This is a genomic window from Paraburkholderia phenazinium (genome assembly GCF_900142845.1).
GTDB classification, from domain to species: domain Bacteria; phylum Pseudomonadota; class Gammaproteobacteria; order Burkholderiales; family Burkholderiaceae; genus Paraburkholderia; species Paraburkholderia phenazinium_A.
In genome coordinates this window covers 1,340,224-1,352,619 of sequence record NZ_FSRU01000001.1, presented here as the reverse complement: position 1 = coordinate 1,352,619, position 12,396 = coordinate 1,340,224, and the positions used below count along the sequence as shown (strand labels likewise).

Annotated in this window: 9 protein-coding genes; 4 read left to right on the top strand and 5 right to left on the bottom strand. The window is 63.5% G+C overall.

Features of this window, described 5'->3' with window-relative positions:
* The first annotated feature begins 197 nt into the window (after nt 1-197).
* Together BUS12_RS05835 and gabD are read left to right on the top strand one after the other, a co-directional pair.
* Nucleotides 198-1,333, top strand: a protein-coding gene (locus BUS12_RS05835; RefSeq protein ID WP_253190019.1) for an IS3 family transposase whose coding sequence is annotated in 2 segments (ribosomal slippage) — nt 198-456 and nt 456-1,333 — 1,137 coding nt in all. Because the reading frame shifts where the segments join, the coding sequence is not laid out codon by codon here.
* 608 nt (nt 1,334-1,941) lie between these two features.
* Nucleotides 1,942-3,426, top strand: coding sequence for an NADP-dependent succinate-semialdehyde dehydrogenase (gene gabD, locus BUS12_RS05825; protein ID WP_074294662.1), 1,485 nt, complete (start codon nt 1,942-1,944; stop codon nt 3,424-3,426).
* Nucleotides 3,427-3,473: 47 nt separating this feature from the next.
* Here gabD and BUS12_RS05820 read toward each other — a convergent pair whose 3' ends face one another.
* The 4 genes from BUS12_RS05820 to mdlC all read right to left on the bottom strand — a co-directional run bounded on the left by BUS12_RS05820 (nt 3,474) and on the right by mdlC (nt 9,563).
* Nucleotides 3,474-4,610, bottom strand: a complete 1,137-nt coding sequence (locus BUS12_RS05820) for a porin (protein ID WP_074294661.1) — start codon at nt 4,608-4,610, stop codon at nt 3,474-3,476.
* A 269-nt stretch (nt 4,611-4,879) separates the two neighbouring features.
* Nucleotides 4,880-6,283 (bottom strand): MFS transporter, encoded by a 1,404-nt coding sequence (locus tag BUS12_RS05815; RefSeq protein ID WP_083640262.1) that lies wholly within the window; start codon nt 6,281-6,283, stop codon nt 4,880-4,882.
* Nucleotides 6,284-6,397: 114 nt separating this feature from the next.
* Nucleotides 6,398-7,849: an aldehyde dehydrogenase gene (locus BUS12_RS05810; RefSeq protein ID WP_074294660.1), complete on the bottom strand. Its 1,452-nt coding sequence runs from the start codon at nt 7,847-7,849 to the stop codon at nt 6,398-6,400.
* A 73-nt stretch (nt 7,850-7,922) separates the two neighbouring features.
* Nucleotides 7,923-9,563: a benzoylformate decarboxylase gene (gene mdlC, locus BUS12_RS05805; RefSeq protein WP_074294659.1), complete on the bottom strand. Its 1,641-nt coding sequence runs from the start codon at nt 9,561-9,563 to the stop codon at nt 7,923-7,925.
* Between the two features lie 89 nt (nt 9,564-9,652).
* Between mdlC and BUS12_RS05800 the strand changes: the two genes are divergently transcribed.
* On the top strand, nt 9,653-10,567 hold the full coding sequence (locus BUS12_RS05800; RefSeq protein WP_074294658.1) for a LysR family transcriptional regulator: 915 nt from the start codon (nt 9,653-9,655) through the stop codon (nt 10,565-10,567).
* Between the two features lie 118 nt (nt 10,568-10,685).
* Nucleotides 10,686-11,405, top strand: a complete 720-nt coding sequence (locus BUS12_RS05795; protein ID WP_074294657.1) for a Crp/Fnr family transcriptional regulator — start codon at nt 10,686-10,688, stop codon at nt 11,403-11,405.
* A gap of 87 nt (nt 11,406-11,492) precedes the next feature.
* Here the strand turns inward: BUS12_RS05795 and BUS12_RS05790 are convergent, their stop codons facing one another.
* Nucleotides 11,493-12,305 carry a PRC-barrel domain-containing protein gene (locus tag BUS12_RS05790; protein WP_074294656.1) on the bottom strand — a complete coding sequence of 271 codons (813 nt, stop codon included), beginning with the start codon at nt 12,303-12,305 and terminating at the stop codon, nt 11,493-11,495.
* Between the last annotated feature and the right edge of the window lie 91 nt (nt 12,306-12,396).

Genomic DNA, 12,396 nt, shown 5'->3' with positions numbered 1-12,396 from the left:
GTGGCTTCTTTGGCGCTGCCGGTGGGGTTTAGTTCATTTGGTTTGCCTGTGCGGTGCTTTGGCTGTGTTCCTGCGGTGTTGGCCTTTCCTTGCTTTCTTAGTGGTCTATTAGCTTCGCCCCTGTGCGGGGCGGCACTGTAGTGGTCCAATGACTCTGGACACCTCTAAAGGGGATAATTCTCCAACCGAGGTGAGAAATGAGCAGACGGAACATAACTGACGAATTCAAGGCAGAAGCGGTGCAGCTGGTGGTTGCGCAGGGCTACTCGTTCGCGAAGGCCAGCGAAGCGCTAGGTGTTGGCGATACGGCGTTGCGGCGGTGGGTGGCGCAGTGGCGCGCCGAGCAGGTCCAGCCGCCGCGCACGCAGGTGCAGGTCAAAGCTGACCAGCGGCGTATCCGGGAGCTTGAGGCGCGGGTGGTCGAGCTTGAACGTGAGCGCGACATACTAAAAAAGTCCACGGCCTTCTTCGTCAAGGAACTGGATCGCTCCTCGAAGTGATCCGTTCGCTGAAGAAGGCCTGGCCGGTGAGTCTGATGTGCAGGTTGCTGAAGGTGCCGCGAAGCAGCTACTACGCGTTCGCGGGACGGGTTTGCAAGCCGGCAGCTTCACCCGCGCTACTCAGAACTGTGCGCCAGATCCACAGCGAGAGCCGCAGCAGTTACGGCAGTCGCAGGATGGCGCGGGCGCTGCAGCAGCAAGGTCACGCGATCGGACGCTACCGGGCCCGTTCGCTGATGCGCGAGGCGCAACTGGCGGTGGCGCGACGGCGAACGCACCGCTATCGCAAGGCCGAAGGTGAAGCACTGGTGGCGCCCAACCTGCTGGAGCGCAAGTTCGAGCCGGGTGCGATCAACCGGGTATGGGCCGGTGACATTACGTATGTGAGAACGCGGCAGGGCTGGTCCTATCTGGCGATCGTGATGGATCTGCATTCGCGTCGCATCGTGGGCTGGGCGTTTGCCTTGCAGGCGGATACCGAGCTGGTGATCCAGGCGCTACAGCAGGCCCGCAGCAGCCGGCGCCCAGCCCCCGGACTGATGTTCCACTCCGACCAGGGCTGCCAGTACACCAGCGAACGCTTCGTGAGTGATCTGAAGGCAAACGGGATGGTGCAGAGCATGAGCCGAAAGGGAAACTGCTGGGACAACGCGGTGGTCGAGCGCTTCTTCAGAAGCCTGAAGAGTGAATGGATCGGAGAACAGGAGTACTGCAGTCACGAACAGGCCCAGCGCGATATCGCGGGTTACGTGGCTGACTTTTACAACTACCGGCGCATCCATTCGGCGGCCAATGATTCGCCACCGGCGCGTTATGAGGCTTCTATTTACTGAAAACCCCTTTGTGGGTGTCCAAAGGGGCTTGACCACTACACACTTACTTTCTTTGCCGCCGCAAAGAAAGTAAGCAAAGAAAGCGGGCTCACACCGCCAGCGTTTAGTGAGCCATCTAGGTCTACCTCCGGAAACGGCCCAACACGAGACCCGCCCTCGCATTTCCACCACTCGTGACACAGCACTCATCCACCCCACTCCGCACTACGTGCGTCGCGGTCGGGTCTGCATGGGAAAGCGAGTTGCTTGCAAGTGTCGCGGCGGCGGTGCCGAGCCAGCCTCCGCAGAAAGCGTTATGCCCGACGGCGGGGCGCGCAGCGCAACGCTGGAACGGATGACTGCTTTGTCACCGGCACGTGTGGTGCGAGAGAGCGTCTCGTGTTGGGCCGTTTCCGGTGGTAGACCTAGATGGCTCACTACGGGCTAGCGGTTGCAGCCCGCTTTCTTTGCTTACTTTCTTTGCGGCGGCAAAGAAAGTAAGTGCCGCCCCGCACAGGGGCGAAGCTAATAGACCGATACGAATGCAAGGAAAGGCCAACACCCTAAGACCACAGCCAAATACAAGGCGCCGCAGGCAAAAACCTCACTAACTAAACGGAAAACAGAAAATGGAAAAAGCAGCGTCCACCTCAGCATCGCAGATAAAACTGAATGACCCCACGCTATTAAAAACAAAGGCCTACATCGCAGGCGAATGGACCCCGTCGGACGACGAAACAACCATAGAAGTCCGAAACCCCGCCACCGGCGAACAGCTAGCCAGAATCCCCCGAATGGGCACATCCGAAACCCGCCGCGCGATCGAAGCAGCCAACAAAGCCTGGCCAGCATGGCGAACCAAAACCGCCAAACAACGCTCGACCATCCTCCGTGCCTGGCACGACCTGATGCTCGAAAACGCCGACGACCTCGCCCTCATCCTCACCACCGAACAAGGCAAACCCCTAGCCGAAGCCAAAGGCGAAATCCTCTACGCCGCGTCCTTCCTCGAATGGTTTGCCGAAGAGGCCAAACGCGTCTACGGCGACACCATCCCCACGCCCGCAGCCGATAAACGCATCGTCGTCACCAAAGAACCCATCGGCGTCTGCGCAGCCATCACCCCGTGGAATTTCCCCGCCGCGATGATCACCCGCAAAGTCGGCCCCGCTCTCGCCGCCGGTTGCCCCATCATCGTCAAACCCGCCGAAGCCACCCCGCTCTCCGCCCTCGCACTCGCCGTGCTGGCCGAACGCGCCGGCGTGCCCGCCGGCATCTTCAGCGTCGTCACCGGCGACCCGAAAGCCATCGGCGCTGAAATGACCGCCAATCCGATCGTGCGCAAGCTGTCGTTCACAGGCTCGACCGCCGTAGGCCGTCTGTTGATGGCGCAATGTGCACCCACCGTCAAGAAAGTCTCGCTCGAACTCGGCGGCAATGCCCCCTTCATCGTCTTCGAAGACGCCGATCTCGATGCGGCCGTTGCCGGTGCCATCGCCTCCAAGTATCGCAATAGCGGGCAAACCTGCGTCTGCACCAACCGCTTCTACGTGCATGACAAGGTCTACGACGCCTTCGCCGCCAAACTGCGCGACGCCGTCGAACAGTTGAAGGTCGGTCGCGGTACAGATGACGGCGTCAGCCAGGGCCCCCTCATTAATGAAGCCGCAGTCCTCAAGGTCGAGTCGCATATCGAAGACGCACTCGCCAAAGGCGCGCGCATCGTCACCGGCGGGAAGCGTCACGCGCTCGGCCACGGCTTCTTCGAACCCACCGTCCTCGCCGACGTCACCCCCGCAATGAAAGTGGCGCGCGACGAAACCTTCGGCCCGCTCGCGCCGCTGTTCCGCTTCTCGTCGGACGAGGAAGTCATCGCCCTCGCCAACGATACGGAATTCGGCCTCGCGTCCTACTTCTATAGCCGCGATATCGGCCGTGTGTGGCGCGTCGCCGAAGCGCTCGAGTACGGCATGGTCGGCATCAACACCGGACTCATCTCCAACGAGGTCGCCCCCTTTGGCGGCGTCAAGCAGTCCGGCCTCGGTCGCGAAGGCTCGCACTACGGTATCGACGACTATGTCGTGATCAAGTATCTGTGCATCGGTGGAGTTTGAGGTAGCACGGCATCGCCGGTCACGCGGGATACCCCGCGTGACCCATTTCAAAACGCATGCCGTACCCCCGCCATCACACCAGGCTGCCCCATCCCAAACCCCGGCGTGGTTCCACCACCACCCTGGCTGATGGTATAGGCCGCGTGCGCGCTGTTAAACAGATACCCGCCTTGCAGATACACCGCTGAGCTTTTCGACAGCAGATACGTCGTGCGCACCACGGCGATCGTACCGCGCGTGTCGTCCTGGCGATTGAGCATCCGGTACACGCCGCCGTCCAGAACCAGCGCCGGATTCAGGTTATAGGCAGCGCTCACGTAGAACAGATTCGAACGGACATCGGGAATGTCCGGCGACACCGTTTCGACATGCCGTCCCAGCCAGCCCCCGCCAATCTTCACCGGGCCGATATGGCCGTAGCCGTTCAACTGCATGCGCACGTCCTTGTCGCCCGAATTGGTCAGCGCGAACGGCGTGGTGCCGTCATAAAAGTCCGCCGCCGCGCCTGGGCCGCCGCGTTGTTCGTCGTACGCGGCCGCTACCCCGTAGCCGTTCATGTCATAGCGCAGCATCGTCGACCATTCACGGCAGGTTTGCGAGCTGCCCGGCACCGGCCCCGCGCAGGTACCCTGTCCCGCCGAATTGCCGGTACCCGTCGAATCGCGGCCAAACGAATAGGTCGCGCCGAACGTGATGCCCGAAAATGTGCCTTTGTAGACCACCGTATTGTCGCTGCGAGCGCTCGGCAGGTATTGGTCGAATGAGCCGGTACCGCCGTAGATGTCCGGCCCGAGCAGGTCGGAGTCGCTCAAGGCCCAATAGGTCATCGTGTACTGGCGGCCGAACGTCAGGCTGCCGTATGGACCCATCAGCCCAACCCACGCCTGGCGTCCGAACAGGCGGCCGCCCTGGTTGAGCGCGCCGTTCTTCACGTTAAAGCCGCTCTCCAGCGTGAAGATCGCCGACCAGCCGGCCCCCAGATCCTCTTTGCCGCGCAGCCCCCAGCGCGACGGCAATTCGCCGGTCACGCCCGGCATCCGCACGACGCTGTCGCCTGCGGCGTCGGCATGCGTCACGTATTCCACGCCGGTATCGAGAATGCCATACAGCGTCACGCTACTCTGTGCAAACGACGTGGCGCTGACGCCCAGCAGGGCGCTGCCCAATGCGATCCGATATTTCATTGTCTCCGCTTCTCCGTGGTCAGGTCTTCAGAATGGCGCGCATAGTCGTCCCCGTTGCTTCGGAGAAGAACCATCCGTATCCGTTCTATCGGCATATTTTATATAGTCATACTAAGTAATGACGTGATGCTCCAGACCATTCGGCGAACCATCTGGCTTGAACATCACTCCATCCGTGCTGCCCCTACCCAGCGTCGACACAGCGCAGTGGTGTCCACTTTCGCCGCGCTTCGCCGACGCCGTTCCGTACTACTACGACACTCGCCCCCTCAAACGCCGGGCTTAGGGATATGCCGCTTGACCACCATCAGCGCGATCATCACGACCAGCATCGCTGCACCCAGCATCGTGAGGTACGACGAAGCGCCGCCGGTGGTGATCACGACGGCTCCCGCGAAGGCGCTCAGAATCGCACCGATGCGTCCAAACGCCAGCGCCGAAGCAGTACCGGTTGCCCGCACGCCGGTCGGATAAACGTAGGCGCACAGGGCATACATCGTCGATTGCACCGCGTTCACGAACAGGCCATGCACGCCAAGCCCGAAGATCAACCAGCCGGTGTGCTGCGATACGTCCACGCCGAGCAGAAACCATGCGCTCAGCGCGCCGCCGGCACTGCAGATCAGGAGCGGCCAGCGCGATCCCGAGCGGGCAATCGCCACCGCACAAACCAGTGCGCCCACCACGCCACCGAGGTTGTACGCGGTCAGCCCCGACCCCGCCACGGAGACGGACAAACCTTGCGTGGTCAGCATGGTCGGCAGCCAGCTGAATGCGCTATACACCGCCAGCAGACACATGAAGAACGCACACCAGATCGCCACCGTGTCGGCCGCGCGGCCTTGGCGGAACAGCGCCGTGAAGCCAGTGTGCTGTTCGGCGGCCTGCTCGCGCTTATCGGTAAACACCGCATCCATTGCGACGTGGCGCGACATGCGCGCGAGCAAGCGGCTCAATTCCGCCCAGCGCTGCGGTCGACGTGCGAGGAAACGGGGCGACTCCGGCAACGTGAACAGCAACAGGACGCCAAGCACCAATGGCAGGATCCCGCCGGTCAGAAACAGACCGCGCCAGCCGTACGCCGGCAGGATCACGTGAGCGAACAGGCCGGCCACCATGCCGCCGAGCGGCACGCACACGATCGTCGCCGTGATCGCCAGCGTGCGGCGCCGCGACGGCGTGAACTCCGCCGTCAAGGTGGTGGAACTGGGCAGCGCTCCGCCGATGCCGAACCCCGCGATCAGGCGCAGCACCGCGATCGTCAGGATGTTCGGCGCGAAGCTGATCGCGCATGTGGCCGCGCCGAACAGCAGCACGCTGCCGATCACCGCCCAACGCCGCCCGAAGCGATCCGCGAACAGCCCGGCGCAGGCGCTGCCTATCCCCATGCCGGTCAGGCCGGCGGCCACCACCGGCGCGAACGCCGTGCGGGCGATGCCCCACTCCTTGATCAGCACCGGAATCGCAAAACCGATCAGTTGGCTGTCGAAGCCGTCGACGATAATCGAAAGCGCCGCGAGGAACACCACCACCTTCTGAACCACGGTATAGGGTCCATCGTCGAGCACGCTGCCAATATCCACCGCGGTCTGCGCGGGCTCGCTCGCCTGGCGCGCGCTATAGTCGCCAGGCGGTGCGCCGGCAACCGCGGCCGGCAGGGAATAACGGGTCATCGAACTGTCTCCTGTGTTTTGTATTTGCGCGTTCTTCGATTCGCGTTTTCTACTACCTGGTACTCCATATGGAACCGGCACCGCACCTGCCCGGCGCAATGCCGGCCGCTACGCTCAGAACGGATAGTGACGTGGCGTCGTCTGCACCGTGATCCAGCGCAGATCGGTGAATTCCGCAATCCCCGCCTGACCGCCAAAACGTCCCAGGCCACTACCCTTCACTCCGCCAAACGGCATCTGGGCTTCGTCGTGCACAGTAGGACCGTTGACGTGGCAGATGCCGGATTCGATGCGTCGCGCGAGATTCATCGCCCGCGCCACATCGCGGCTAAACACTGCGGACGACAAACCGTATTCGTTGTCATTCGCGCAGGCCAGCGCCTCTTCCTCGCCGTCGACCCGCACGATGGCCTTCACCGGCCCAAACGATTCCTCGGCATAAATGCGCATCGCAGGCGTGACGTGATCGAGCAGCGTCGCGGGCATCAGCGTGCTGTCCGCCTTGCCGCCGCACACCAGCGTGGCGCCTTTGGCCAGCGCGTCGTCGATCAGCGCGTTGCAGCGTTCGACCGTGCTCATATCCACGACCGAACCCAGCACGACCGGCCCCTTGCGCGGATCGCCCAGCGGCAGGCCACGCGATTTGGTGGCCAGTTGTGCCACGAAGGCATCGGCCACGCGCCGGTCGACGATAATCCGCTCGGTCGACATGCAGATCTGCCCCGAGTTGGCGAATGCGCCGAAGGCCGCGGCGTTGACTGCCGCGTCGAGATCCGCGTCGTCGAGCACGATCAACGGCGCCTTGCCGCCCAGTTCGAGCACGGCTGGTTTCAGATAACGCGCACACGTCGCGGCAATGATCTTGCCGACGTGCGTCGAGCCCGTGAAGTTGACGCGCCGCACCTTCGGATGCGCGATCATCGCCTCGACTACGGCACCCGCATCGGCAGGGGCATTGGTCACGAAATTCACCACGCCCTTCGGCAAGCCTGCTTCCTGCAGCACCTCGACGATCAGCCCATGCGTGGCCGGACAGATCTCGGAGCCTTTGAGCACCACGGTGTTGCCGCACGCCAGCGGCAAGGCGATGGCGCGCACGGCCAGGATCACCGGCGCATTCCAGGGCGCAATGCCGAGCACGACGCCCGCCGCCTGACGCACGCCCATGGCGAGGCTGCCCGGCACATCGGAGGGAATCAGTTCGCCGCCGACCTGGGTCGTCAGCGCGGCGGCTTCGAGCAAACCGCCTGCCGCCAGATGCACGTTAAAACCCGCCCACATGCCGGATGCGCCGGTTTCCGCGGCCATTGCGGCGGCAAAGTCTTCACCGCGCGCTTCGAGCGCATGCGCGGCTTTCATCAGCAGCGCGCGCCGCTCGCCCGGCCCCATCGCCGCCCAGGCGGGAAAGGCGGCAGCCGCCGCATCGACGGCCGCGACGGCATCGGCCACGGTCGCCGCCGGGGCTCGCGTGGCGACCTCGCCATCAAGGGGATTGCGGCGTTCGAAGGTCGCGCCGTTACTGGCCTGAACCGCTTCGCCGTCGATCAACATCGAAATGGACTGCATCGTTTTGTCTCCGTTGGAACGTTGTCTCCTGCCGGCAGCGACACCACCGCAGGGCTGTCATCCTTATTAGCGATCAGGCCACCACAACTTCGACCAGCCTCGGCTTCGGCGAGCGCAATGCCGCGCGCAATACCTCGTGCAGGCGGTTCGCGTCGCTCACGCGCTCGCCCTGGCAGCCCATCCCCGCAGCCAGCGAGACGAAATCGAGGCCGGGCAGATCGGTGCCTTGCACCGGGTCGGTGTCGGCAAAACCAAACTCCGGCGCGAACTCCTGCAACGCGGCATAACGCGAGTTATTCAGGATCACGAAGGTAATCGGCACATCGAGTTGCACCGCGCTATACAGCGCCTGAATCGAATACATGCTGGAGCCGTCGCCGATCACGGCGATCACCCGCGTGCCCGGCTTCGCCAGCGCCACCCCAACCGCGGCAGGCATGCCGTAGCCGAGGCCGCCGCTGTCCATCGTATAGAACGTGCCGCTGCGCGTGATGGGCAGGTAGGCCTGCAGCGCCGGACGCGAACTCGGTGCTTCTTCGACCACGATATCGGCTGCGTCGCGCACCTCCGCCAGCGTTTGCAGCGCGAAGGCCACCGACATGCGCGGCGACGGCTCGGCGCGCGGCCGTGGCGCACGCGGCTCGGGCAACGGCCGCGTGCGGGGCGCCGGACGCGCCAGCAGATCGGTCACGCCAAGCCGGATATTGCCCACCGCAGCGATCCCGACCGGCGTCCACGCGGCCACGCCCGGATCGTCGATCAGTTGGCACAGTGCCGCGCCTTGCGGCACATGCGGACCGGCGCCTTCCACGTGATACGTAAAAGCCGGGGCGCCCACCACGAAGATCAGGTCGTGTCCCGCGAGCTGGTCGACGATCTTCTCGCGCATCGCCGGCAGGAAACCGGCGAACAGCCGGTGGTCTTCAGGAAAGCCGCAGCGTCCCGACATGGGCGCCACGTAGACGCGAGCGTTGTGCCGTTCGGCAAGACGCACGACGGCGTCCCAGGCGCCGGCGCGATCCACCGCACCGCCGACCACGAGCGCAGGACGCTCGCTCGCATCGAGCGCGGCGCCGATCTGCTCGAGCACCTGTGGCTCGGGCCGCGTCACGGTGCTGACCACGCGTGCCGGCACCGGCTCGGCCGGGCGATCCCAATCGTCGACCGGAATCGACACCAGCACCGGGCCACGCGGCTCCTGCATCGCCACGTGGTAGGCCCGCGCAATCGCCAGCGGCACATCCTCGGCGCGCGCCGGTTCGATGCTCCATTTGACATAGGGCTTCGGTAACTCGGTCGCCTGCGTGGAGGCGAGGAACGGATCGAACGGCAGAATCGAGCGGGCCTGCTGGCCGGCCGTGATCACGAGCGGCGTGCGGTTACGGAACGCCGTGAAGATGTTGCCCATTGCGTTACCGAGGCCAGCCGCCGAATGCAGGTTCACGAACGCGGCATTGCCGGTGGCCTGGGCATAACCGTCGGCCATGCCGACCACGACGGCCTCCTGCAGGCCCAGCACATAGCGGAAATCAGCGGGGAAATCGCGGAACAGCGGCAGTTCGGTCGAGCCGGGATTGGCGAAAACCGAGGTCATGCCGAAGCGGCGCATCAGGTCGATGACCGCGTGACGCACGGTGAACGGCGCGGCCGGGGTGGTGCCGGAAGGGGTGAGAGTGCCCGAAACGTCTGAGGAACGGGGCGCGCTGCTGGTCATGCTCGTGTCTCCTATCTTGATGGCGCATTATCGAAAGCCGCCCCTTGATTGAAAATTGCCTTTTTTGAGAAAAGGCATTACTTTTGCGCATGACTTTCAATCTGCAACAACTTCATGCGTTCACGACCATCGTCGAGAGCGGCAGCCTCGGCCGGGCGGCGGAACTGCTTCATGTGACCCAGCCGGCGCTCAGCCGTTCGATCAAGCGGCTCGAAGACCAACTCGGCACACCGCTGTTCGAGCGTCACTCCAAAGGCATGCAGCTTACGGCGATTGGCGAAACGCTGCTGCCGCACGCTACCCTGCTGCTGCGCGAAGCCGACAACGCCCGCGAAGAAATCGACGCAATGCGCGGCCTCGCCAAGGGCACGATCCGGGTGGGCGCGGTGGCGAGTATCGCGACGCTCGTTCTGCCGCTGGCGGTGAGCGGCGTGCTGGCGCGCTGGCCGAACCTGCGCGTGCAGATTATCGAGGGCGTGTGGGACCGCCTGGCGGACAGCCTGCTCAAGCAGGAGATCGACCTCGCGCTCAGCATGGCGGTGCCCGACACGGACGAAATCACCGCCATCGCTGACTGCTGCTGGGAAGACCTGAGTTATGTGGTCGCCGCGCTCGATCATCCGCTGCGTAACAAGGCGAATCTATGCCTCGCGGATACGCTGGGCCTGCCATGGTGTTTGCCGCCGCGCGGCACAGGGCCCTTCGAGCATCTGGAACGGGTGTTCGCCGAACAGGGCCTGGGCATGCCTGAGATTGCCGTGGAGACCCGTTCGATCACGGTGCTGAAGAGCCTGGTGACGCGTGCGGGCTTCCTGAGCTGGATGGCCGCGCCGATGTACGACACCGAAAGTGCCGCGGGTGTGTTCGACACCTTGCCGATTGCCGGCCTGGTCGGCAGGCGGACGTTGACGGCATTTCGCCGGCGGCGCGGCATATTGCCGAGTCCGGCGGTCAGGCTGCTGGAGCAGTTGCGCCTGTTGACGGCAGATCGGGATAACGGATAACGGGCAACGCGGCACATGCACGGCACCGTACAGACAGTTCCGCGCAACTGTGAGATGCTGAAGCCCGCTGCGCCGCCTTTATGGCACTCACAGATTTCACACCACGCGCGGACATTTGATGTCGAACCTTCAACACCCGAAACAGAATCACCTGCTATCCGTCTTACCTGATGCAGAGTGGCTACGCATTGAACCGCACCTCGTGCCGGTCGAGATGCCGCTGGGCCAGGTTGTCTACGAATCCGGCGACCGCCTCGATCACGTGTATTTCCCCACCACCGCCATCGTCTCGCTGCTGTACGTCATGGAAGACGGCGCCTCCGCGGAGATTGCGATTGTCGGCAACGAGGGGCTCATTGGCATCGCGCTGTTTATGGGCGGAGAAACCACCCCTAGCCGCGCGGTCGTGCAAAGCGCAGGGCACGCCTATCGGCTTGAAGCCCGCCTCCTGAAGGAAGAGTTTCATCGTGCCGGCCCAGTGCAGCGGCTGTTGCTTCGGTACACCCAGGCATTGATCACACAGATGGCGCAAACCGCGGTTTGCAACCGGCACCATTCGATCGATCAACAGTTGTGCCGCTGGCTGCTCCTCAGCATCGACCGGTTGCCGTCCAATGAACTGAAGATGACGCAGGAACTGATCGCCAACATGCTCGGCGTACGCCGGCCTGGCGTGACCGAGGCGGCCATGAAGTTGCAGGATGCAGGCTTGATCCGCTACAGCTATGGTCATATCGAGGTACTGGACAGGCCCGGTCTGGAAAAGCGTGTCTGCGAATGCTACGGCGTGGTACGGCGCGAATTCGACCGCCTGTTGCCCGATCTGCGCGCCATCTAGGCGCGAGACAAACAGGCCGCGACCTTCACGGAAGGATCGTGGCCTCTCAAAGCTGAATACCCCCAGCCGCTAGCGCTCATGGCCCGGTCATGCCTGGATTTCGCCCGGCAATGCCGTCCTTTGTTTAGTCCAATAGCCCGGTCTGCCGTAAAACTCGTGCAGTGCCGTTTCGTAGTCGCGGGTAACCGGAATCGTGTCGTCGTACGCGGGACTTTGTTTGATCGCATCGCGCGTCAACGTCGTGGACACGGTTGAACCGAACCAGTCGATCAGTTCGATCCACCCGGTTGCCAGCAGCACTTCCTTGCCACCGGGCCACCAGTTGCGCGTATCGACGGTCAGATAACGGATGACCCACGACTCGTCGTCGAAGACGAAGCCGGAAACGTGGCCGATGCTGCCGTCGATCGTTTCGATGTGATAGCCCTTCATGCCTTCCGTGCTGCGCAAATGGGTATCCGCCGGCGGCTCGTCCGGATCCGGTTCTATAGACGGATAAGCGCCTAATGGCAGCGCCGCTGTTGCATCCAGTCCGTCGAAGGCCGGGTACGCCCCCATCCCCCAGACGTTCGGGCCGCCCCAATAGGTCGGATAACCGTAGTACCGCAGATAGTCGATCTCGTGCTGACGCGACACCGGCTTGTGCGCATCGATATTCGGACTATCGCGCACCTGTTGCTGCGTGAGCCTCACGCGCACTTCAGTCGAACCCGGATCGGCGTGCAACACCGCATACGGCGAAATCAGCACCTGCCGGTCCCTCAGCCAGTTGCCGGTGTCGACCACCAGGTAGCGAACGGCCCACGCTTCATCGTCGAAGTAGAGTTGCGTGACGGTCCCGACATCGCCGTCGCTTGCCTTGACGGTGGACCCCTGCAAAAACTCGATATTGCGCAACATGTTCGATGCTCCATTTCCGCTTCGCGTCACGCGGCGGGCCGCGTCGCCTCCCAAGGGGAGATTGCTTCGACGCTACGCCCGATCGGTTCGA

Bases quoted from the DNA above. Each gene is read 5' to 3' on its own strand.
- gabD (WP_074294662.1), top strand. From the start codon at position 1,942: ATGGAAAAAGCAGCGTCCACCTCAGCATCGCAGATAAAACTGAATGAC.
- BUS12_RS05820 (WP_074294661.1), bottom strand. From the start codon at position 4,610: ATGAAATATCGGATCGCATTGGGCAGCGCCCTGCTGGGCGTCAGCGCC.
- BUS12_RS05815 (WP_083640262.1), bottom strand. From the start codon at position 6,283: ATGACCCGTTATTCCCTGCCGGCCGCGGTTGCCGGCGCACCGCCTGGC.
- BUS12_RS05810 (WP_074294660.1), bottom strand. From the start codon at position 7,849: ATGCAGTCCATTTCGATGTTGATCGACGGCGAAGCGGTTCAGGCCAGT.
- mdlC (WP_074294659.1), bottom strand. From the start codon at position 9,563: ATGACCAGCAGCGCGCCCCGTTCCTCAGACGTTTCGGGCACTCTCACC.
- BUS12_RS05800 (WP_074294658.1), top strand. From the start codon at position 9,653: ATGACTTTCAATCTGCAACAACTTCATGCGTTCACGACCATCGTCGAG.
- BUS12_RS05795 (WP_074294657.1), top strand. From the start codon at position 10,686: ATGTCGAACCTTCAACACCCGAAACAGAATCACCTGCTATCCGTCTTA.
- BUS12_RS05790 (WP_074294656.1), bottom strand. From the start codon at position 12,305: ATGTTGCGCAATATCGAGTTTTTGCAGGGGTCCACCGTCAAGGCAAGC.